The sequence below is a fragment of the Pseudomonas sp. S2_C11 genome, assembly GCF_054668395.1.
Genome location: NZ_CP162765.1, coordinates 567,518 through 589,229, shown reverse-complemented (window position 1 = coordinate 589,229; position 21,712 = coordinate 567,518). Strand labels below are relative to the sequence as shown.

The following is a 21,712-nucleotide window of genomic DNA, read 5'->3' as shown; positions in this document are numbered from 1 at the left end:
TAAGGAATGATTAACCAACATGGCTTCGTGGCGCGCAGAAGATTCGCGAGCAGGCTCGCTCCCACAATGGATCTGCGTCGAACGCAAATCCGGTGGGAGCGAGCCTGCTCGCGAACGAGACAACTCGGTCTCGGATCACTCCAGAGCAGCAGCCGGGCCGAAGAACTCGTAACGGCTCTGCTTCTCCGGCACGCCCAACGCTTTCAGGTGCCGTTTGATCGCGCCCATGAACCCTTTCGGCCCCAGGAAGTAAGCATCGACATCACGCTGCGCCGGCAGCCACTCGCCGAGCAGCTCCTGGTTGAGCATCCCAACCTTGTCCGCCGCCGGGCTGACGCCATCTTCTTCGGCGTAGCAATAGAAGCGTTTGAGCTGCGGATGACGCGCCGCCAGCCCATCGACCCAGTCACGGAATGCGTGGACGCTGCCATTGCGCGCGCAGTGGATAAAGTGCACCGGACGTTCGGTGGCCAGCGCTGCTTCCAGCATCGCCAGCGTCGGGGTGATGCCGACGCCGCCGCTGATCAGCACCAGCGGCTTGTCGCTGGCCGCCAGGGTGAATTCGCCCGACGGCGGGAACAGCTGAATGCTTGAGCCGACGTGCAGTTGATCATGCAGGTAGTTTGACGCGCGACCGTTCGGTTCACGCTTGACGCTGATGCGGTACTGACCATTGTTGGCCAGTGCCGACAGCGAATAGTTGCGACGGATTTCTTCGCCGTCGAGCATCAGCTTCATGCCGATGTACTGACCCGGTTCGGCCGCAAGAATCGGCCCTTTGTCCGCCGGTTCGAAGTAGAACGAGGTGATTTCCGCGCTCTCTTGCACCTTCGCCGCGACGATGAATTCCCGCGCACCGCGCCAGCCGCCGACGGCTTGTTCCTTCTGGTCATAGATCGCGGTTTCCGCGCCGATCAGGATGTCGGCCAGTTGCCCGTACGCAGCGCCCCAGGCACTCATCACCTCAGGCGTGGCGATCTCTTCGCCGAGCACTTCGGAAATGGCGCGCAGCAGGCAGGTGCCGACGATCGGGTAATGCTCCGGCAGGATCTGCAGGGCGACGTGTTTGTTGATGATCTTGGCTACCAGATCGCCCAACTGGTCAAGCTGATCGATGTGCCGGGCGTACATCAGCACGCCGTTGGCCAAGGCACGCGGCTGATCGCCACTGGCCTGATGCGCCTGGTTGAACAGCGGGCGCACCTGCGGGTATTCGGAGAGCATCATGCGGTAGAAATGCGTGATCAACGCCTCGCCGCCGCTTTCCAGCAGAGGCACGGTGGATTTGACGATGGCACGATCCTGGACGCTAAGCATAAGGTGACTCCTGGGCTTTCTGGAAAGATTGCCTTAGGGATATCAGCTTTCATGCCAACTAATTAATCCTTTTAATTCAATAACTTGAAACCTTCATAGTCATTTCGACACAAATGAACGTATAGTCATCGCGACTACACCTTGTCTCTTTGACTACGTAACCATGACCGCTAAATCCCTGCTTACCGCCCTGCTGCCTCTGGTCGCTGACCTCTCCCGCGAACTGCCCGAGGGCGAGCGCTATCGGCGCCTGCTCGAAGCCATGCGCGCTTTGCTGCCTTGCGATGCCGCCGCGTTGTTGCGTCTGGATGGCGAATCATTGGTGCCGCTGGCGGTGGATGGTTTGAGTACCGATACCCTCGGCCGCCGCTTCAAGGTCAGCGAGCATCCGCGTTTTGAAATCCTGCTGGCCGGCGCCGGGCCGACGCGCTTCGCTGCCGACAGCGACCTGCCCGATCCTTATGACGGTTTGGTCGATGGCCTCGACGATCATCTTGAAGTTCACGACTGCCTCGGCTGTCCTTTATTCGTCGATGAAAAACTCTGGGGCCTGATCACCCTCGACGCGCTGGACCCGGAGCGTTTCGAGCCGATCGAACTCGACGCCCTGCAAGCCTTCGCCAGCCTAGCCTCGGCCACGGTCAATGCGGCCGAACGCATCGAACGTCTGGCCAACCGCGCCGAAGACGAGCATCAGCGCGCCGAGGTCTACCGCCAGGCCAGCGGCCAGCAGCACCGCGAAATGATCGGCCAGAGCAAGGCGCACAAACGTCTGGTGGAAGAAATCAATCTTGTCGGTGGCAGCGATCTGACTGTTCTTATCACCGGCGAAACCGGGGTCGGCAAAGAGCTCGTGGCCCAAGCGATCCACGCCGCCTCCGCGCGCGCCGACAAACCGATCATCAGCCTCAACTGCGCCGCCCTGCCCGACACGCTGGTCGAAAGCGAACTGTTCGGCCACGTGCGCGGCGCCTTCACCGGCGCCACCAGCGATCGGCGTGGCAAGTTCGAACTGGCCAATGGCGGCACGCTGTTTCTTGATGAAGTCGGCGAGCTGTCGCTGACGGTCCAGGCCAAGTTGCTGCGCGTGCTGCAGAGCGGTCAGTTGCAGCGCCTGGGTTCGGACAAGGAGCATCAGGTCGATGTGCGGCTGATTGCGGCAACCAATCGCGATCTGGCCGAAGAAGTGCGCAGCGGTCGCTACCGTGCCGACTTCTACCACCGTTTGAGCGTGTATCCGCTGCGAGTGCCGGCGCTGCGTGATCGTGGGCGTGATGTGTTGTTGCTCAGTGGCTTCTTTCTCGAGCAGAACCGCTCGCGCATGGGCCTCAATAGCCTGCGTTTGAACAGTGATGCTCAGGAAGCGCTGCTCGCCTACACCTGGCCGGGGAATGTCCGGGAGCTGGAGCATTTGATCGGGCGCAGTGCGCTGAAGGCGCTGGGTAACTGCAAAGTGCGGCCGAAGATTTTGAGTCTGAGCGCGGCGGATCTGGATTTGCCCCGTGAGGTTGTGGATAACGTGGTTGCGCCTGCCAATGCAGACTTGGCCAGTGTGATGCCGATGATCGGTGGTGATTTGCGCAGTGCCACCGATGAGTTTCAGCGGCGGTTGATCGGTACAGCGCTGGAGCGTCATCAGGATAACTGGGCAAGTGCGGCGCGGGAGTTGGGGGTGGATCGGGCGAATCTGGGGCGCATGGCCAAACGACTAGGCATGAAGAGCTAAAAGCACACCCTCACCCTAGCCCTCTCCCAGAGGGAGAGGGGACTGATGGGGGGATATTGAAGAACTCCACTGACGTAAAAGATTTCTTCCGAATCCATAATCGACTCGGTCGTTCAGGTCGGCGTAAAACGCCAGACACCTCCGTCGGCCCCCTCTACCACTGGGTGAGGGGACTGTTGGGGGATATTGAAGAACTCCACTGACGTAAAAGATTTCTTCCGAATCCATAATCGACTCGGTCGTTCAGGTCGGTGTAAAACGCCAGACACCTCCGTCGGCCCCCTCTACCTCTGGGAGAGGGGACTGATCGGGGGATATTGAAGAATTCCACTGACGTGAAAGATTTCTTCCGAATCCATAATCGACTCGGTCGTTCAGGTCGGTGTAAAACGCCAGACACCTCCGTCGGCCCCCTCTACCACTGGGAGAGGGCTGGGGGTGAGGGGCAGTGATAGAGAGAACAGCGATCAACTCAAGCCGACTAGCCGACAACTAACCTAAAGCCCACCCCTTTAACGCCGATAACACGGCATCAAAGGTTTCTGGCGATTTCCACTCTCGCCCCACAGAAGGTTCTTATGTCCTCCACCAAAGCCCGCGCAGATTCACTTTCGCTTCTGCTGTTTACCTTGCGCAGCGGCAAGCTGATGGCGATCAACCTGCTGAAAGTCAGTGAAATCATCCCCTGCCCGCCGCTGACCAAGCTGCCGGAGTCGCACCCGCACGTCAAAGGCATCGCCTCGCTGCGCGGTGCATCGCTGTCGGTGATCGACCTCAGCCGCGCGATCGGCGAGCGGCCGCTGGAAGATCCCAACGGTGGCTGCCTGATCGTCACCGATGTCAGCCGTTCCAAGCAGGGTCTGCATGTGCAGGCGGTGAGCAAGATCGTCCATTGCCTGACCACCGACATCAAGCCACCACCTTTCGGCTCCGGCGGCTCGCGCGCCTACATCACCGGCGTGACCTCGGTGGACGGCACGCTGGTGCAGGTGCTGGATATCGAAAAAGTCATCCACAGCATCGCCCCGGCGCAGATCGAAATGGCGCCGACCGACCTGACCATGGAAGACGCTGAAGTGCTCGGCAACGCGCGCATTCTGGTGGTCGATGACAGCCAGGTGGCCCTGCAGCAATCGGTGCACACCCTGCGCAACCTCGGCCTGCAATGCCACACCGCGCGCAGTGCCAAGGAAGCCATCGACTGCCTGCTCGACCTGCAAGGCACCGCGCAGCAGATCAATCTGATCGTCTCCGACATCGAAATGTCGGAAATGGACGGCTACGCCTTCACCCGTACCCTGCGCGAAACCCCGGATTTCGCTCACTTGTACGTCTTGCTGCATACCTCGCTCGACAGCGCGATGAACAGTGAAAAAGCTCGCCTGGCCGGTGCCAACGCGGTGCTGACCAAGTTCTCCTCGCCGGAGCTGACCCAACGCCTGATCGAAGCCGCCAAGCACGTCGCGGCCAACGGGCACTGAGTCTTGGCCGAGACGTTTTGCTTTCTGCTGCGCCGCGACTTGAGTGGACCTCTGCCGGATGCTCAGTGGCCGGACGGGATTGAGCTGTCCGTCTACCGCGAGGAACTGGCGCCGGCAGTGCATCAGTTGATGCAGCTCGGACAGCTGGAAGGTGGCGGTCGAGTGCCGTCACTGGACGATTGGCAGCGGCGCTTTGCCAGCGACCCTGAATACGACCCTGCGTTGTGTTTCATTGCCTGCGATGCCGAGGGCGTGGTGGGCGTGGCGCAGTGCTGGACCAGTGCGTATATCAAGAATCTGGTGGTGCACCCGCGAATGCAGGACCGGGGGCTTGGACGCGCGTTGTTGCTGCATGCCTTCAGCGACTTTCAACAGCGACGCGAGGGGTTTGTCGATTTGCGGGTTCTGGAGGACAACCTGCGGGCGCGGCGGTTGTATGAGAGTGTCGGGATGGTTGTGGTTCGGCGCGAGCCTGTGCCCGACTGATCTACCGCTTTCGCGAGCAGGCTCGCTCCCACAGGTGGATTGCATTTCAAACTGTGGGAGCGAGCCTGCTCGCGAAGGGCAGCACTGGCAACTTCCGCTATCCGACAGACTCCAACCTTGGCCATAACCAAGGATGCCCCAACCATGCAAGCCATCACCCTGGCGCTGCTCAGCCTCATCGCCCTCGCCTCCCAGGCCCATGCCTCCAGCCCCGACGCCTGGGCTGCCTATGACAAGACCGTACTCGCCAGCTGCACCAAGGCCAGTGGCCTGAAAAACGTCAAACCGGTCGGCACGCCCGCGCAATTCGACGACCGCGTCGGTTACACCGCCGTTCTGCTGCAAGGCCAATACCCGCAAAAACACATGAAAGGCCAGCAAGGCAGCGAGCTGTGCCTATACAACAAACAGTCGAAAACCGCGTACGTCACTGAGTGGGATTCGATTCGCCCGACCGCCAAACCTCAGTGAATGGCGCACAACTTGCTTCGACCCGGCCCTGTGCGGTGGTTTTCCGCCACCGTTTCACACCCTGATTGAAGACAGATCGCTCAATGAATACGACGTTTTCCTGCGTAGGTTGCGGCAAATGCTGCACCGATCACCATGTCCCGCTGACGCTCGCCGAAGCCCGCATGTGGGCGGCGGATGGCGGTCAGGTGATCGTGCTGGCCGAGGCTTTTCTCGGCAATGGCCTGGGGCTGCCAGCGCAACAGCGCGAACATGCCGAGCGCCGTTCGGCGGTGGTCCGCAGTGGCACTACTGATGCTCACGTGGCGATCACCTTTGCCGCCTACAACGTCGGCCCCTGCCGGAATCTTGACGACGAAAAGCGCTGCCGGATCTACGAGCGGCGTCCGCTGGTGTGCCGGATTTATCCGGCGGAAATCAATCCGCACATCCCGCTCAATCCTGCTGCCAAGGATTGCCCACCGGAGTCCTGGGAACAAGGACCGGAGCTGATTGTGGGGGGCGAGTTGGTTGATCGGGAACTGGGTGAGTTGATTCAGCGTTCGCGTCAGGCGGATCGGGATGAGATCAAACTCAAGGATGCGATCTGCGCAACCCTGGGAATTCGCACCACGGCGCTCAAGGGCGACGGGTTCACCGCGTACTTGCCGAACATGGATGCCTTTGCGGCAGTGATCGACCAAGTGAGCGTACAACCGCTAGCAGCGCAAACCAGTGAATGGCTGTTTCATTTGTCCGGCGATGACGTGGCCGGACAGGTACTGGCTGCGGGTGGGCAGGTGGTGACGGAACCGGCGCAGACTTATGCGTTTATTTCATTGCGCGCGGCTTGATCTGATATTTGTGCTGTAGCGTATGTCGCTTTCGCGAGCAGGCTCGCTCCCACAGGTTTGGGTTCTACACAAATCCAATGTGGGAGCGAGCCTGCTCGCGAAGAGGCCAGCACAAGCACCATCGCTTTCCGATGTCAGCGCTTGCCCATCGACCGACGCGTCCCCGGCGGCGCCATGCCCGGGGTTTTGGTGTGGCCATTCTTCGCGCCATTCTTGTACCACGGCTGATTCGAGCCTTTCGCCGAAGCCAGCTCGCCCGGCTTGAACGGGAACTTGAACGCCGGGATCTCGGCCTTGGTTTCGCTGGCGTCAGCCACTTCAGCCGGGACGTCGCTCACAGCGTCGTCAACCGGCGGTTGGGTCGGGGAAGTCATAAAAGCTCCGGGAACATAAAGTCGGCCCGATCAGTGAGCCGCAAAGGCGCGCAGTATACCTGTGCGCTCTGGCTCGGCATCTGAAGATTTGCACCGTGCGCTGAACGGTTTTCCCCTCACCCTAACCCTCGCCCTGGGGAGGGGACAGACCGAGGTGTTTACTCGAGGTTCGCCGACATGGGATACCGAGTCGAACTCAGGTTCGAAAAGCCCACAAATCGGCTCCCTCTCCTTGGGGAGAGGGCTGGGGTGAGGGGCGAATCCAACACAAGAGCATCGCCGCACACTGCTACTCCCCATCTATACAAACGAAACTGACAATCCTGACAGCCAGCCGTCACCCTGCCGACCGCCTGAGCGGTTTATAACTGGTCAATCTGCCCAAACTCCAGACTTCGGCGCCGCGCATGTCCATCCAGAAAAACAAAATCCTGCTGGCCACTCTCCTGATTCTGCTGGCAGCCGCCGGCCTGTGGTTCGCGCTGAAACCGGCGCCGGCCAAACTGGCTACACCGACCGCCATCCCGGTACGCGTCGTAACGGTCAGCGCCAAAGACGTGCCGCGTTACACCAGCGGCATCGGCTCGGTGCTGTCGCTGCACAGCGTGGTGGTGCGTCCGCAGATCGACGGCATTCTGACGAAAATTCTGGTCAAGGAAGGCCAACGGGTCAAAGCAGGCGACCTGCTCGCGACCATTGACGACCGCTCGATCCGCGCCAGCCTCGACCAGGCCCGGGCGCAGTTGGGCGAGAGCCAGGCGCAGTTGCAGGTAGCGCTGGTCAATCTCAAGCGCTACAAACTGCTCAGCGTCGACGACGGCGTGTCGAAGCAGACCTTCGACCAGCAGCAAGCGCTGGTCAACCAGCTCAAAGCCACGGCACAAGGCAATCAGGCCTCGATCGATGCGGCGCAGGTGCAGCTGTCCTACACGCAGATTCGCTCGCCGGTCACCGGGCGCGTCGGTATTCGTACGGTCGATGAAGGCAACTTCCTGCGCATGACCGACATCCAAGGCCTGTTCACCGTCACGCAGATCGACCCGATCGCCGTCGAGTTCTCCCTGCCGCAGCAGATGCTGCCGACCCTGCAGAGCCTGATCAGCGACCCGCAACGCACCCCGGTCAAGGCGTACATCGGAGCCGATACTGATGGCGAAACCGGCAATCTGCTCGGCGAAGGTCAGCTGACCCTGATCGACAATCAGATCAACGCTAACACCGGCACCATCCGCGCCAAGGCCGAATTCGCCAATGCCAGCCAGAAGCTCTGGCCGGGTTTGCTGGTGACGGTGAAAATTCAGACCGCTGTGGATAAAGACGCGCTGGTGGTTCCGCCCACCGTCGTACAGCGAGGCCTCGAACAACACTTCGTTTACCGCGTGAAGGACGACAAGGTCGAGGCAGTGCCGGTGCAAATGGTTTATCAGGGCAGCGGTCAGGACATCATCAAAGGCGTCAACGCCGGTGACGTACTGGTGACCGACGGCCAGTCGCGGCTCAAGCCCGGGGCGATCGTGCAAATCATGAGCGAGCCGCCGCAAGTGGTGCAGGCGGAGCCCAAGCCATGAACTCGCACAAGGGCATCTCGACCTGGTGCATCGATCACCCGGTAGCGACGATTTTGCTGACGTTCGCTCTGGTACTGGTCGGCGTAATTGCCTTTCCGCGTTTGCCGATTGCGCCACTGCCGGAAGCGGAATTTCCTACGATCCAGGTCTCTGCACAGTTGCCCGGCGCCAGCCCCGACACCATGGCTTCCTCGGTGGCGACGCCGCTGGAGGTGCAATTCAGCGCCATCCCCGGCATGACCCAGATGACCTCGAGCAGCGCGCTGGGCTCAACCCTGCTGACCTTGCAGTTCACTCTCGACAAAAGCATCGACACCGCCGCCCAGGAAGTGCAGGCGGCGATCAATACCGCCGCCGGCAAGTTGCCCAAAGACATGCCGACGCTGCCCACATGGAAAAAGGTCAACCCGGCCGATAGCCCGGTGCTGATCCTCAGCGTCAGCTCGACGCAAATGCCCGGCACCGAACTCAGCGACCTGGTGGAAACTCTGCTCTCGCGTCAGATCAGCCAGATCGACGGCGTCGGCCAGATCAACATCACCGGTCAGCAACGCCCGGCGATCCGAGTGCAAGCCTCGGCGGACAAACTCGCGGCGATTGGCCTGACCCTGGCCGACATTCGGCTGGCGATTCAGCAGACCAGCCTCAACCTGGCCAAAGGTGCGCTGTACGGCGAGTCGAGCATTTCCACGTTGTCGACCAACGACCAGTTGTTCCACCCCGAGGACTACAGCGAGCTCATCGTTTCCTACAAGGATGGCGCCCCGGTTCACCTGCGCGATGTCGCCAACGTCGTCAACGGTGCGGAAGATGCCTACGTGCAGGCCTGGGCCGGTGATCGCCCTGGTGTGAATCTGGTGATTTTCCGCCAGCCCGGCGCCAACATTGTCGAGACCGTTGATCGCATTCAGGCCGCCCTGCCCGGCCTCGAAGCGATGCTGCCGGCCTCGGTGCAGGTGAAAACCCTGATCGACCGCACGCAGACCATCCGCGCCTCGCTGCATGAAGTGGAAATCACTTTGCTGATCGCGATCCTGCTGGTGGTCGCGGTCATGGCGCTGTTCCTGCGCCAGTTATCGGCGACGCTGATTGTCTCGGCGGTACTCGGTGTCTCGCTGATCGCCAGTTTCGCCCTGATGTACGTCCTCGGTTTCAGCCTGAACAACCTGACGCTGGTGGCGATCGTCGTCGCGGTCGGCTTCGTTGTGGACGATGCGATCGTGGTGGTGGAAAACATTCATCGGCATCTCGAGGCCGGTGACGATATGCGCGAGGCGGCGATCAAGGGAGCCGGCGAGATTGGCTTCACCGTCGTTTCGATCAGTTTCTCGCTGGTGGCGGCATTCATTCCGCTGTTGTTCATGGGCGGTGTGGTCGGGCGCCTTTTCAAGGAATTCGCCCTGACCGCGACATCGACCATCATGATTTCCGTGGTGGTCTCGCTGACGCTGGCGCCAACCCTTGCTGCGCTGTACATGCGCAAACCGGTGCATCACGCCAGCGCCAAACCGGGTTTCAGCGAGCGCTTGCTCGGCTGGTACGAAAAAGGCCTGCGCCGCGCCCTCGACCACCAGAAATTGATGATTGGTGTGTTCGGCTTATCTTTGGCGCTGGCTGTTGCCGGTTACATCTTTATTCCCAAGGGTTTCTTTCCGGTGCAGGACACCGGATTTGTCCTCGGCACCACCGAAGCCGCTGCGGATATTTCCTACGGCGACATGGTGAAAAAACACTTGGCGATGGCCGAAATCGTTGCAGCCGATCCGGCGGTGCAGGCGTTCTCGCACTCCGTCGGGGTTTCCGGCAGCAACCAGACAATCGCCAACGGGCGCTTCTGGATCGCCCTGAAAAAACGTGGCGATCGCGATGTCAGCGCCAGCCAGTTCATTGATCGCATCCGCCCGCAACTGATGAAAGTCCCCGGCATCGTCCTTTATTTGCGCGCCGGGCAGGACATCAACCTCAGCTCCGGCCCGAGCCGTGCCCAGTATCAATACGTACTGAAGAGCAATGACGGCGCGACCCTCGCCACCTGGACCCAGCGCCTGACCGAGAAACTGCGCAGCAATCCGGCATTCCGCGACATTTCCAACGATCTGCAACTGGGCGGCAGCATCACCCACATCAGCATCGATCGCAGCGCCGCCGCGCGTTTCGGCCTGACCGCCAGCGATGTCGACGAGGCGCTGTACGATGCGTTCGGCCAACGGCAGATCAATGAATTCCAGACCCAGGTCAATCAGTACAACGTGATTCTGGAACTGGACACCAAGCAGCGCGGCAAGGCCGAAAGCCTCAACTATTTCTATCTGCGCTCGCCGCTCAGTGGGGAAATGGTGCCGCTGTCGGCGCTGGCCCGATTCGACGCGCCGACCATCGGCCCGCTGTCGATTGCCCATGACGGTATGTTCCCCGCCGCCAATATGTCATTCAACCTCGCCCCCGGCGTGGCATTGGGCGATGCGGTGATTCAGCTCAATCAGGCCAAGGCCGAGATCGGCATGCCCACCGCGATCAGCGGCAATTTCCAGGGCGCGGCGCAGGCGTTCCAGAGTTCGCTGGCCAGCCAGCCGTGGCTGATTCTGGCGGCGCTGGTGGCGGTGTACATCATTCTCGGCGTGCTTTATGAAAGCTTCGTGCATCCACTGACGATCATTTCGACCCTGCCGGCGGCAGGCCTCGGCGCGGTGATCATGCTGTGGATCTGCGGCCAGGACTTTTCGATCATGGCGTTGATCGGGCTGGTGCTGCTGATCGGTATCGTCAAGAAGAACGGCATCCTGATGATCGACTTCGCGCTTGAAGCGCAGCGCCAGCGCGGCCTGGCGCCGCAGGAGGCGATTTTCGAAGCGTGCATCACCCGGTTCCGGCCAATCATCATGACCACCCTCGCCGCCCTGCTCGGCGCATTGCCGCTGATGCTCGGCTACGGCACCGGCGCCGAATTGCGCCAGCCGTTGGGCATTGCCGTGGTCGGTGGTTTGCTGGTCAGCCAGATGCTGACGCTGTTCACCACGCCGGTCATATACTTATGGCTCGAGCGGCTGTTTCATCGGCACTCACACCCACCAGCCCCAACGCCCGCAACGGCACTGGCGACCACAGACTGAGGCGGTCATGCGCGTCCTGATTATCGAAGACGAAGAAAAAACCGCGGACTATCTGCACCGTGGCCTGACCGAACAGGGCTACACCGTGGACCTTGCCCGCGACGGCGTCGAAGGCCTGCATCTGGCGCTGGAATGCGATTACGCCGTGATCGTCCTCGACGTCATGCTGCCGGGGCTCGATGGCTTCGGCGTACTGCGCGCATTACGTGCGCGCAAGCAGACCCCGGTGATCATGCTCACCGCCCGCGAGCGCGTCGAAGATCGCATCAAGGGCCTGCGCGACGGCGCCGACGATTACCTCGGCAAACCGTTTTCCTTTCTCGAACTGGTCGCCCGCCTGCAAGCGCTGACTCGCCGCAGTGGCGGCCACGAACCGGTACAAGTGACCATCGCCGACCTGTGGATCGACCTGATCAGCCGCAAGGCCACCCGCGCCGGCACGCGCCTGGACCTGACGGCGAAAGAGTTCTCCCTGCTCAGCGTGCTGGCCCGGCGCCAGGGCGAAATTCTCTCGAAGACCACCATCGCGGAAATGGTCTGGGACATCAATTTCGACAGTGACGCCAACGTCGTCGAAGTGGCGATCAAACGCCTGCGCGCCAAGCTCGACGGGCCGTTCGACGAGAAACTGCTGCACACCATTCGCGGCATGGGTTATGTGCTGGAGAGCCGTGGTGTCCAGTAACTCGATTGCCTTGCGCCTCAGCGGCATGTTCACCCTGGTGGCACTGGTCGTGTTTCTGTTGATCGGTGGCGCGCTGTATCAACAGGTGGACAAGGGGCTGGGTCTGTTGCCGGAAGCTGAGCTGGATGCGCGGTACAGCGTGCTCGAATCCACCGTCGGGCGTTACGGCACGCCGGAGCATTGGGTGAAGATCAACAACAAGCTCAAACTGCTCGGCGAGGAAGACAAGCGCATCAGTTTCTGGATCAGCAGCGGTGATCCGCGCTACGAGTACGGCAACCTTACGCCGCAGATTCGCGCGGCCATCAACGGCCCGTTGGGCATGCATGATCTGCAACTGCCCGATCAACCCTACCCACTGAAAGTGCTGGTCAGTCAGTTCCCGGCCAAGGATCAGCGCCCGCCGTTGCGTTTCATGATCGGCATCGACACCGAGACGCTGCATCAGACCCAGCATCACTTGCTCATCGCCCTGATCAGTCTGGCGATTGTCGGGGTGCTGCTGGCCTCGGCATTGGGCTATTGGGTCGCAAGAATCGGTCTGAAGCCGCTGATCAAACTGTCGCAGGAAGCCCAGCGTCTGGCCCCACCACTGCGCGCCGGACGCTTGCGCCTGTCGCCGCTGCCGCCGGAACTGGAACAGTTTGTCGAGTCGTTCAACTCGACCCTGGAACGGGTCGAACTGGCCTATTCACGGCTGGAATCGTTCAACGCCGACGTCGCCCATGAACTGCGTTCGCCGCTGACCAACCTGATCGGCCAGACCCAGGTCGCACTGACTCGCGGGCGCTCCGCCGAACACTATTTCGAAGTGCTGCAATCCAATCTCGAAGAGCTTGAGCGACTGCGCTCGATCATCAACGACATGCTGTTTCTGGCCAGCGCCGATCAAGGCAACAAGGCGACCAAACTGACCTCGACGTCAATGGCTGATGAGGTGGCGACGACACTGGACTATCTGGATTTCATCCTTGAAGACGCGCAGGTTGAAGTGCAGGTCAGCGGCGATGCGCAAGTGCAAATCGAGGTCGCGCATCTGCGTCGGGCGTTGATCAATTTGCTGAGCAACGCTGTGCAGCATACCGAACCGGGCCAGGTGATCGAGGTGCGCATCGAGGTTGAAGAACACCAGGTGAGCATTGGCGTGGCCAATCCCGGGACTCCGATTGCCAGCGAGCATCTGCCGAGGTTGTTCGAACGGTTTTATCGGGTCGATGCTTCGCGCAGCAACAGCGGCAATAACCACGGGCTGGGGCTGGCCATCGTCAAGGCGATTGCGCTGATGCATGGCGGGGATGTGTTTGTGCGCAGTGATCGGGGCATGAACACCTTTGGCATTCACCTTCCGGTCTGAATGCTCAGCCAAGCCCTGTGGCGAGGGGATTTATCCCCGCTCGGCTGCGCAGCAGTCGCAAATCCTGTGCACAAGCTCTAAGAATCTTTGAGGCTGGAATTCTTGGGGCCGCTTCGCAGCCCAACGGGGATAAATCCCCTCGCCACAGGCCACCATCACGCACAGACCGGGTTGTTACCCGTGCCGATCTTTGCTTTTGCTGTAACAGTCATTTATGAAAATCGCGCTGTTTCCCAACCCTCGGCAACCTTATCTTTGCCCGCACCAAACAGCACTCGCCAAGCGAGAAGGTTTTCAAGATGTCCAACAGTATGGGTATTGCCAGCGCATTCGTTTTGTCCTCATTGATCCTGTCGCCGATGGCGATGGCTGAAGAATCGCAAGCGTTCGTGGCGCACAACGTCGCGCGCGCACAGGCATTCGATCAGCATCAGGCCGAAGTGATGGCCAAGGCTCAAGACGCGACGCAATCCCCGCAAGCCGCTACTTCCCAGGCTCAAGCGCTCGAGAAAGACAGCTGAGTCTCACCGCGAAAGGGTTCCCTCGACGCGGTTGTTTGGCTCTTCCCGTTCAACCGTCGTCACTCCAGGCCGCTGCCATTCAGCGGCCTTTTTTCGTTGTGGTCTGAAAGCCGTCTGGCGCGTCTGAAAAAACAAGAAACATCAAGCCGCTCATGAACCAGAGCGGCCCGCTGACCCAAGGAGCTCCACCGCACGTGTTTTACCCTGCCTGCCTCACCCCGCTGTTCATTGCAATTGCCGCAACGATTGCTTCCGCCGCCCACGCCGACGAGCTCGCTGAACAAAGTTTCGTCGAAGGCTCAAGCCTCAGCCTCAATGCCCGCAACTACTACATGAATCGCAACCGCTTGCAGAAAGCGGACGACAACATTGAATGGGGGCAAGGTTTTCTCGGGGTTTTCGAATCGGGTTATACCGAAGGCACGGTCGGCTTCGGCGTCGATGCTCATGCCATGCTCGGCTTGAAACTCGATGGCGGAGGCGGTACCGACGGTTCGAGCATCCTGCCGATCAGCGACGGCAACGGCAAAGCGCCGGGCTCGTTTTCAACCGCCGGCGGGACCCTGAAGCTGCGAGCATTCGATACCGAACTGAAGGCCGGTGACCTGTTCCTCACCAACCCGGTGATTGCCGGCGGCGACACGCGGATGCTGCCGCAGACCTTTCGTGGCATCAGCCTGAGTAACCGCAGCTTCGGCGGCTGGCTGATCGAAGGTGGCCAGGCCAGTTTCACCAAGCCGTATAACCAGAGCGGTCATACCCGAATCGGCACGTCCTACGGCACGCTCGCCGATGGCGATGACAGCCAACACTTGAACTGGGCCGGAGTGGCCTGGAGCGGCGTTGAAGGCCTGACGAGCAGCCTTTACGCGTCCGAGCTCAAGGACATCTGGAACCAGTACTACTACGACCTCGACTACACCTGGCACTTGAACGATGTGATAAGCCTCAACCCGGGCGTGCACTTCTACCACACGCAAGACACCGGTGATGCGCTGCTCGGCGATATCGACAACAACACCTGGAGCGCGCATCTCACCGTCGGCATCGGCAGCCACAGCGTCACTGCCGCCTATCAGCGGGTCAACGGCAACACGCCGTTCGACTACATCAGCCAGGGCGACAGCGTTTACCTCGACAACTCGCAGCAGTATTCGGACTTCAACGGCCCGAACGAACGCTCCTGGAAGCTCAAGTACGCTTACGACTTCACTGGCCTCGGCATGCCCGGATTGACCTCGGCGCTGTCCTATTCACGCGGCACGGTGGATCTGACCAAAGCCGACCCGAACAGCGCAGGCTATTCCAGCTGGTACAGCGCCGACGGCCATAACGCCAAGCATTGGGAACGCGACATCGATTTGCAGTACGTCGTGCAAAGCGGCCAGGCCAAGGATCTCGCGGTGCGCCTGCAATGGGCCACCAACCGTGGCGGCAACGGCTACGGCGCGATTGATTCGGATACAGATGAATACCGCGTGATCATCGACTACCCGGTCAACGTCTTCTAAGATCGGCGCTGCGTTTTTCAGATCCTGTGATCTACCCTGTGGGAGCGAGCCTGCTCGCGAACGCGGTTGATCCATCAACATTGATGTTGAATGGCACACCGCTTTCGCGAGCAGGCTCGCTCCCACAAGTTTGTCCGGCGTCAGCCCTACTAAGCTTACGAAACCACTCCTACCGACAGCCCATCATGATCGCCAGCCGCACGCCTTCCATCACAGGCCTTACCGGTCGCCCCGAGCGCCTGCTGATCCTCGGCAGCCTGCTGACCGTGATTGCGATGGTGTGCATCGTCACCTTCCTGTTGATCCGCGAGTACGCCAGTGCGCAGGAAGTCGCCACGCGCCGCGCCACGACCATTGCGCAATTGATCGACGCCGATGTGCTGCGCACCGTCGAGCTGTACGACCTGACGCTGCAAGGCCTGATCGCCGCCGCTCAGCGTGACGACCTGCAGAACGTCTCGCCGCAGATCCGTCATCTGGCACTGTTCGATCGCTCTGCCACCGCGCGTTTCAAGGGCGACATCCTCCTGCTCGACAAGCATGGCGAGGTTATCGCCGACTCCTCGCGCATCGAACCGAAACCGGGCAATTTCGCCGACCGCGATTATTTCCTCGCCCATGCGTTCAACCGTGACATGGGCATGTTCATCAGCCGCCCGTTCAAGACCCGTTGCGATTGCGAAGAGGCCGATCAGTGGCGGATCAGCTTCAGCCGGCGCATCTCCTCGCAGACCGGTGAATTCCTCGGCGTAGCGGTGGCGTCGCTGAAACTCGACTACTTCGACGACCTGTTCAAAAGCCTCGACATCGGCACCGACAGCACACTGAACATCATCAACAGCGATGGCGTGCTGCTCGCGCAGAAGCCCTATTTGCAAAGCGATTCGGTCGGCAAGAGTTTCGGCAACCGGCCCAACGTCGTGCGGATTCTCAACGATCGCGATGGCAGCGGCAGTTTCACCAGTACCTCGAGCATGGATAAACAACGCCGGCTCTATACCTACTCGCGGGTGGGCAATCTGCCGTTGACGGTGATGGTCGCGCTGTCCAGCGAGGAGGTGTTCGGCACTTGGCGGCGCACGGCGATCCTGATCAGCGGCGCCACCGGCGTGTTGTGCCTGGGGCTGTTGTGGCTGACCTGGCTGCTCGCTCGGGAACTGCGTTTGCGCCATCGCGCCGAACGCGAACTGGCGCAACTGGCTGCCACCGATGATCTGACCGGCGTTGCCAACCGACGCATGCTCGACCAGACCCTGCGCCACGAATGGTTCCGCGCGCAGCGCTCCGGCCAGCCGCTGTCGGTGATGATGATCGATGCTGACCACTTCAAGGCCTTCAATGACCGCCATGGCCATCAGGCTGGGGATCAGGTGTTGCGCGAACTGGCCAAGGTAATCACCGCGAACGTGCGGCGCCCGGCGGATCTGGTCGCGAGGTATGGCGGTGAAGAGTTTTCGGTGATTCTCGCCGAAACCGACAGCGCCGGGGCGCAGCAGATCGCCGAGCAGATTCGCCAGGCTGTGGAAAACTTGCCCTGGGTTGAAGGCGCTGAGCGGGCGATGACCGTGAGTATCGGCATCGCCACATGGACGACGGCGAGCGAGATGACCCTGGAGCAGTTGCTGTTTGCAGCGGACAAGGCGCTGTATCAGGCCAAGGAAGGCGGGCGCAATCGCGTTGTAGTGTCAGTTTAAAGTCAAAAGATCGCGGCCTTCGGCAGCTCCTACATCTGGAATGCGTTCCCCTGTAGGAGCTGCCGAAGGCTGCGATCTTTTGATCTTTCAAAGGGCATAAAAAAAGGCCATCCGAGGATGGCCTTCAAAAAACTAGAGAGGTTTTTTACTTACACCGCCGCAACCGGGCGCATGTAAGAGATCGGTGCGGTGCTGGCGTCTTCGAACGTCACCACTTCCCAAGCGTCTGTCTGCTCAATCAATTTGCGCAGCAGCTGGTTGTTCAGTGCATGACCGGACTTGAAGCCTTTGAACTCACCAATCAGGCTGTTGCCCAGCAGGTACAGGTCGCCAATCGCGTCGAGGATCTTGTGTTTGACGAATTCGTCTTCATAACGAAGACCGTCTTCGTTCAACACGCCATCAGCGTCGACCACGATCGCGTTTTCCACGCTGCCGCCGAGTGCGAGGTTGTGCTTGCGCAGGTACTCGATGTCACTCATGAAACCAAAGGTACGGGCGCGGCTGACTTCTTTTACGAACGAAGTGCTGGAAAAATCCACGCTTGCACTCTGGGTGCGGTCCCGGAATACCGGGTGATCGAAATCGATCTCGAAGCTCACCTTGAAGCCTTCGAAAGGGACGAAAGTGGCGCGCTTGTCGCCGTCTTCCACTGTCACTTCACGCAGGATGCGGATGAATTTCTTGGCGGCGTCCTGTTCTTCCAGGCCTGCCGATTGAATCAGGAATACGAAGGGTCCAGCGCTGCCATCCATGATCGGGACTTCGGACGCGGAGAGCTCGACGTAGGCGTTATCGATGCCCAGGCCAGCCATGGCCGAGAGCAAGTGCTCTACCGTGTCCACTTTGACGTCGCCATTGATCAGCGTCGTCGACATAGTGGTTTCACCGACGTTTTCCGCGCGGGCAGGAATCTGCACCACAGGGTCGAGGTCAGCGCGACAAAACACAATGCCAGTGTCGACAGGCGCAGGCTTGAGGGTCAGATAGACCTTCTCGCCGGAATGCAGGCCTACACCTGTGGCACGGATAATATTTTTCAGTGTGCGTTGTTTAATCATGGCTTGGGCCGCTTCAGCGCAAATTGCGAACTGGTATCAACAAAGGCTGGCGATGATAGCAGACCATGCCTTTGCTGAACACCAATCACCTTCATAGCCCTGATACATTCCATCAATCGGCCTGACGACGCAGGAATGCCGGAATGTCCAGGTAGTCCAGGTCATCCTGCGGATTCATCTTCGCGGCAGCCGCAGCACCGGCCTGAGCCTGGTTGCGCATGACGGTCGGACGGTCCAGATCACGGTAGTTAACCGCTGGCTGCTCCTGACGGGCCGGAGCCGGTTGTTGCACCTGCGCCGAGGCCATGGAGGTGTGAACGGTGTTGTCGATGACCTTCACAGGCTTCTCGATTTTCGCGCCCAGACCGGTGGCAACCACAGTCACGTGCAGCTCGTCGCGCATGTCCGGATCGATAACGGTACCGACCTTGACCATCGCGTGCTCGGAAGCGAAGGCTTCGATGATCGAACCAACGTCAGAGTACTCACCCAGGGACAGGTCAGGACCGGCGGTGATGTTCACCAGAATGCCGCGCGCGCCTTGCAGGTTGACGTCTTCCAGCAGCGGGTTGCGGATTGCCGCTTCGGTAGCTTCACGTGCACGGTTCGGACCGCTGGCGCAGCCAGTGCCCATCATCGCCATGCCCATTTCGCTCATCACGGTGCGTACGTCGGCGAAGTCGACGTTGATCATGCCCGGACGCTTGATGATGTCGGAGATACCGCGAACGGCACCGGCCAGAACATCGTCAGCCTTGGCGAAAGCCGACAACAGGCTTGCGTCTTTGCCGAGAATGGTCAGCAGTTTTTCGTTCGGAATGGTGATCAGCGAGTCGACGCTTTCGGAAAGCATGCGAATGCCTTCGTCGGCGATCTGCATACGCTTGCGGCCTTCGAACGGGAACGGACGGGTCACGACCGCAACGGTCAGGATGCCCATTTCCTTGGCCACTTCGGCGATGATCGGCGCTGCACCGGTACCGGTACCGCCGCCCATGCCGGTGGTGATGAACACCATGTTGGTGCCGGCCAGGACTTCAGCGATGCGCTCACGGTCTTCCAGAGCGGCTTGACGGCCGACCTCAGGATTGGCGCCGGCACCCAGGCCTTTGGTCACGCCGGTGCCCAGTTGCAGGATGGTCCGCGCGCCGATGTTTTTCAGCGCTTGAGCATCGGTGTTGGCGCAGATGAACTCAACGCCTTCGATGTTGCTCTTGACCATGTGATTGACAGCGTTGCCGCCGCCACCGCCGACACCGATAACTTTGATTACCGGGCTTGCGGGGATGTTGTCTACGAGTTCGAACATTTTCCCTCTCCTTACATTCTCTAGTTTTTTCGCCTACTGCTGTTTGTAGCGGTGTTGCGGTAAAGCTTTTAAAAATTGCCCTGAACCCACTTTTTCAGTCGGTCCAGCAGCGGCGCCTGAGGCTCTTCGCTGCTGTAGCTGTCGCGGCTGCCGATGCCGGAGAACGAAACTCCATCGGACTGCTTTTGCAGGCCGTACATCAACAAGCCGACGCCAGTGGAATAAATCGGGTTGCGCACCACGTCATCCAGACCTTTCACGCCATGCGGTACACCGAGGCGCACCGGCATGTGGAAGATTTCTTCGGCCAGTTCAGTGGCGCCTTCCATTTTCGACGTACCGCCGGTGAGCACGATGCCCGCCGGGATCAGGTCTTCGTAGCCGCTGCGACGCAGCTCGGCCTGGATCAGGGTGAACAGTTCGTCGTAACGCGGCTCGACCACTTCGGCCAAGGCCTGACGCGACAGCTCACGCGGTGGACGGTCGCCAACGCTCGGCACCTTGATGGTTTCACCGGCACCGGCCAGTTTGGCCAGGGCGCAGGCGTAACGGATCTTGATCTCTTCGGCGTACTGGGTCGGGGTGCGCAACGCCATGGCGATGTCGTTGGTCACTTGATCACCGGCAATCGGGATCACGGCGGTGTGACGGATCGCGCCTTCGGTGAAGATCGCGATGTCGGTGGTGCCGCCGCCGATGTCGACCAGGCACACGCCCAGTTCTTTCTCGTCGTCGGTCAGCACCGAGTAGGCCGAGGCCAGTTGCTCGAGGATGATGTCGTCGATTTCCAGACCGCAGCGACGCACGCATTTTTCAATGTTCTGTGCAGCGTTGACGGCGCAGGTGACCACGTGAACCTTGGCTTCCAGACGCACGCCGGACATGCCCAGAGGCTCGCGCACGCCTTCCTGGTTATCGATCACGTAATCCTGCGGCAGGGTGTGCAGCACGCGCTGGTCAGCCGGGATCGCCACGGCCTGAGCGGCGTCGAGCACACGCTCAAGGTCGGCCGAGCTGACTTCGCGATCACGGATCGCGACGATGCCGTGGGAGTTCAGGCTGCGGATGTGATTGCCCGCAACGCCGACGAACGCCGAGTGAATGCGGCAGCCGGCCATCAGTTGGGCTTCTTCGATCGCGCGCTGGATCGACTGCACGGTGGATTCGATGTTGACCACCACGCCCTTCTTCAGGCCGCGGGACGGATGCGTGCCGATCCCGACGATTTCCAGCTGGCCGTCGTCCGCGACCTCGCCTACCAGCGCCACCACTTTGGAGGTGCCGATATCCAGACCGACGATCATTTTGCCGCTTTGCACGTTTGCCATGGGTCCTGCCTCTTCTTAATTCTTTGCGACAGCGGGTTGGGCTGTCGTCGGCGCTACGGGTTCCCGCCAGCCAACAGCGAGGCCGTTGGCGTAGCGCAGATCGATGCGCGCAATGTTCGTAATCTGCTCTTTCAGCGTCTTGTCATAGATGGCGATAAAGCGGCGCATCTTTTCCACCAGGTTGCCGCGTCCCAGCAGCAACTCGATGCCGGGGCCGGAACTGCCGGCACCGGTGGTCAGGAACCAGCTGCCGCGTTCACGCAATTCCAGGCGTGCAATCGAAAAACCCAGCGGGCGCAGCATCTGGCTCAGCACCTGATACTGCTGCATCACCTGCTGCTGAGCCCGTTGTGGGCCGAACAGCTGCGGCAGGTGTTCGTAATTCGCCAGTTCCTTGGGCGTGAATGCCTGGCCCTGGTTGTTGAGCAACGACTCGTCGCCCCAACGCGCCACCGGCAATTGCTCTTCGAGGCGGATCACTACCTGATCCGGCCACACCCGACGCACTTCGGCGTGGGCGATCCACGGCATCTGCTCGAGCTCGGTACGCATACCGGCGAGGTCGATGGTGAAGAAGCTCGACGCCACGAACGGCGCGATCCGCTGCTGCACCGCCTGCTGGCTGATGTAGCTCAAGTCGCCCTGCACCGCGATCTTGCTGATCGGCCGGTCGGCGTACGGCAGCAAACGCTGCGCGCCTTCGTAGGTACCAAAGCCCAGCGCCACCAGCAGCACCGGCCAGAACAGACTTTTCAGAAAGCTGAAATTGGCTTTCGGCAGGCGCGCGGACATCGGCTCTTTCGCCACCATTCGGCTGGCACCCCGCGGCACCGGCTTGCGGCCGGGTGCGGGTGGCTGATGTCTGAGATGAGCGCCTTGCATG

At 60.6% G+C, this 21,712-nt stretch carries 18 protein-coding genes; 12 read left to right on the top strand and 6 right to left on the bottom strand.

Annotated elements, in window-relative coordinates; genetic code table 11:
* Positions 1-135: 135 nt before the first annotated feature.
* A complete protein-coding gene (hmpA, locus tag AB4N48_RS02830) occupies positions 136-1,317 on the bottom strand; it encodes an NO-inducible flavohemoprotein (RefSeq protein ID WP_460094763.1) in 1,182 nt (393 codons plus the stop codon).
* Between the two features lie 163 nt (positions 1,318-1,480).
* On the opposite strand from hmpA, the gene norR reads away from it, so the two are divergent.
* The 5 genes from norR (at position 1,481) to AB4N48_RS02805 (ending at position 6,314) form a co-directional block, all read left to right on the top strand.
* Positions 1,481-3,043, top strand: a complete 1,563-nt coding sequence (gene norR / locus AB4N48_RS02825; RefSeq protein WP_460094762.1) for a nitric oxide reductase transcriptional regulator NorR — start codon at positions 1,481-1,483, stop codon at positions 3,041-3,043.
* 578 nt (positions 3,044-3,621) lie between these two features.
* Positions 3,622-4,524: a chemotaxis protein CheV gene (locus AB4N48_RS02820; RefSeq protein ID WP_016773296.1), complete on the top strand. Its 903-nt coding sequence runs from the start codon at positions 3,622-3,624 to the stop codon at positions 4,522-4,524.
* Positions 4,525-4,527: 3 nt separating this feature from the next.
* The gene (locus AB4N48_RS02815; protein ID WP_460094761.1) at positions 4,528-5,010 is read left to right on the top strand and encodes a GNAT family N-acetyltransferase; all 483 of its coding nucleotides are present in this window, start codon (positions 4,528-4,530) and stop codon (positions 5,008-5,010) included.
* Positions 5,011-5,154: 144 nt separating this feature from the next.
* On the top strand, positions 5,155-5,481 hold the full coding sequence (locus AB4N48_RS02810) for a hypothetical protein (RefSeq protein WP_460094760.1): 327 nt from the start codon (positions 5,155-5,157) through the stop codon (positions 5,479-5,481).
* Between the two features lie 83 nt (positions 5,482-5,564).
* The gene (locus AB4N48_RS02805; RefSeq protein ID WP_460094759.1) at positions 5,565-6,314 is read left to right on the top strand and encodes a YkgJ family cysteine cluster protein; all 750 of its coding nucleotides are present in this window, start codon (positions 5,565-5,567) and stop codon (positions 6,312-6,314) included.
* Positions 6,315-6,448: 134 nt separating this feature from the next.
* On the opposite strand, the gene AB4N48_RS02800 is transcribed toward AB4N48_RS02805, so the two are convergent.
* Positions 6,449-6,688: a hypothetical protein gene (locus tag AB4N48_RS02800; protein WP_016773292.1), complete on the bottom strand. Its 240-nt coding sequence runs from the start codon at positions 6,686-6,688 to the stop codon at positions 6,449-6,451.
* A 407-nt stretch (positions 6,689-7,095) separates the two neighbouring features.
* Between AB4N48_RS02800 and AB4N48_RS02795 the strand changes: the two genes are divergently transcribed.
* The 7 genes from AB4N48_RS02795 (at position 7,096) to AB4N48_RS02765 (ending at position 17,131) form a co-directional block, all read left to right on the top strand.
* Positions 7,096-8,256, top strand: a complete 1,161-nt coding sequence (locus AB4N48_RS02795) for an efflux RND transporter periplasmic adaptor subunit (protein ID WP_460094758.1) — start codon at positions 7,096-7,098, stop codon at positions 8,254-8,256.
* Positions 8,253-11,366 (top strand): multidrug efflux RND transporter permease subunit, encoded by a 3,114-nt coding sequence (locus AB4N48_RS02790; RefSeq protein WP_460094756.1) that lies wholly within the window; start codon positions 8,253-8,255, stop codon positions 11,364-11,366. The genes AB4N48_RS02795 and AB4N48_RS02790 overlap by 4 nt, the downstream gene beginning before the upstream one ends.
* 7 nt (positions 11,367-11,373) lie before the next feature.
* Positions 11,374-12,051 (top strand): heavy metal response regulator transcription factor, encoded by a 678-nt coding sequence (locus AB4N48_RS02785; protein ID WP_460094754.1) that lies wholly within the window; start codon positions 11,374-11,376, stop codon positions 12,049-12,051.
* The gene (locus AB4N48_RS02780) at positions 12,041-13,405 is read left to right on the top strand and encodes a heavy metal sensor histidine kinase (RefSeq protein WP_056790204.1); all 1,365 of its coding nucleotides are present in this window, start codon (positions 12,041-12,043) and stop codon (positions 13,403-13,405) included. Before AB4N48_RS02785 ends, AB4N48_RS02780 begins: the two co-directional genes overlap by 11 nt.
* Positions 13,406-13,704: 299 nt before the next feature.
* Positions 13,705-13,926 carry a hypothetical protein gene (locus tag AB4N48_RS02775; RefSeq protein ID WP_016773285.1) on the top strand — a complete coding sequence of 74 codons (222 nt, stop codon included), beginning with the start codon at positions 13,705-13,707 and terminating at the stop codon, positions 13,924-13,926.
* 194 nt (positions 13,927-14,120) lie between these two features.
* A complete protein-coding gene (locus tag AB4N48_RS02770) occupies positions 14,121-15,437 on the top strand; it encodes an OprD family porin (protein WP_460094752.1) in 1,317 nt (438 codons plus the stop codon).
* A 185-nt stretch (positions 15,438-15,622) separates the two neighbouring features.
* On the top strand, positions 15,623-17,131 hold the full coding sequence (locus AB4N48_RS02765; protein WP_460094750.1) for a sensor domain-containing diguanylate cyclase: 1,509 nt from the start codon (positions 15,623-15,625) through the stop codon (positions 17,129-17,131).
* A gap of 149 nt (positions 17,132-17,280) precedes the next feature.
* On the opposite strand, the gene lpxC is transcribed toward AB4N48_RS02765, so the two are convergent.
* The 4 genes from lpxC to AB4N48_RS02745 form a co-directional block, all read right to left on the bottom strand.
* A complete protein-coding gene (lpxC, locus tag AB4N48_RS02760) occupies positions 17,281-18,192 on the bottom strand; it encodes a UDP-3-O-acyl-N-acetylglucosamine deacetylase (protein ID WP_007916984.1) in 912 nt (303 codons plus the stop codon).
* A gap of 112 nt (positions 18,193-18,304) precedes the next feature.
* Complete coding sequence (ftsZ, locus tag AB4N48_RS02755; RefSeq protein ID WP_016773283.1) at positions 18,305-19,501, bottom strand: cell division protein FtsZ; 1,197 nt, start codon at positions 19,499-19,501, stop codon at positions 18,305-18,307.
* 68 nt (positions 19,502-19,569) lie between these two features.
* Positions 19,570-20,829, bottom strand: a complete 1,260-nt coding sequence (gene ftsA / locus AB4N48_RS02750) for a cell division protein FtsA (RefSeq protein WP_016773282.1) — start codon at positions 20,827-20,829, stop codon at positions 19,570-19,572.
* Between the two features lie 15 nt (positions 20,830-20,844).
* Positions 20,845-21,711, bottom strand: coding sequence for a cell division protein FtsQ/DivIB (locus AB4N48_RS02745; protein WP_039761388.1), 867 nt, complete (start codon positions 21,709-21,711; stop codon positions 20,845-20,847).
* Between the last annotated feature and the right edge of the window lies 1 nt (position 21,712).

What these genes read in the sequence shown, in the direction of transcription:
- AB4N48_RS02805 (WP_460094759.1), top strand. Translation starts at nt 5,565, where the DNA reads ATGAATACGACGTTTTCCTGCGTAGGTTGCGGCAAATGCTGCACCGAT.
- AB4N48_RS02765 (WP_460094750.1), top strand. Translation starts at nt 15,623, where the DNA reads ATGATCGCCAGCCGCACGCCTTCCATCACAGGCCTTACCGGTCGCCCC.
- ftsA (WP_016773282.1), bottom strand. Translation starts at nt 20,829, where the DNA reads ATGGCAAACGTGCAAAGCGGCAAAATGATCGTCGGTCTGGATATCGGC.
- ftsZ (WP_016773283.1), bottom strand. Translation starts at nt 19,501, where the DNA reads ATGTTCGAACTCGTAGACAACATCCCCGCAAGCCCGGTAATCAAAGTT.
- AB4N48_RS02810 (WP_460094760.1), top strand. Translation starts at nt 5,155, where the DNA reads ATGCAAGCCATCACCCTGGCGCTGCTCAGCCTCATCGCCCTCGCCTCC.
- AB4N48_RS02785 (WP_460094754.1), top strand. Translation starts at nt 11,374, where the DNA reads ATGCGCGTCCTGATTATCGAAGACGAAGAAAAAACCGCGGACTATCTG.
- norR (WP_460094762.1), top strand. Translation starts at nt 1,481, where the DNA reads ATGACCGCTAAATCCCTGCTTACCGCCCTGCTGCCTCTGGTCGCTGAC.
- AB4N48_RS02745 (WP_039761388.1), bottom strand. Translation starts at nt 21,711, where the DNA reads ATGCAAGGCGCTCATCTCAGACATCAGCCACCCGCACCCGGCCGCAAG.
- AB4N48_RS02775 (WP_016773285.1), top strand. Translation starts at nt 13,705, where the DNA reads ATGTCCAACAGTATGGGTATTGCCAGCGCATTCGTTTTGTCCTCATTG.
- AB4N48_RS02820 (WP_016773296.1), top strand. Translation starts at nt 3,622, where the DNA reads ATGTCCTCCACCAAAGCCCGCGCAGATTCACTTTCGCTTCTGCTGTTT.
- AB4N48_RS02800 (WP_016773292.1), bottom strand. Translation starts at nt 6,688, where the DNA reads ATGACTTCCCCGACCCAACCGCCGGTTGACGACGCTGTGAGCGACGTC.
- lpxC (WP_007916984.1), bottom strand. Translation starts at nt 18,192, where the DNA reads ATGATTAAACAACGCACACTGAAAAATATTATCCGTGCCACAGGTGTA.
- hmpA (WP_460094763.1), bottom strand. Translation starts at nt 1,317, where the DNA reads ATGCTTAGCGTCCAGGATCGTGCCATCGTCAAATCCACCGTGCCTCTG.
- AB4N48_RS02790 (WP_460094756.1), top strand. Translation starts at nt 8,253, where the DNA reads ATGAACTCGCACAAGGGCATCTCGACCTGGTGCATCGATCACCCGGTA.
- AB4N48_RS02795 (WP_460094758.1), top strand. Translation starts at nt 7,096, where the DNA reads ATGTCCATCCAGAAAAACAAAATCCTGCTGGCCACTCTCCTGATTCTG.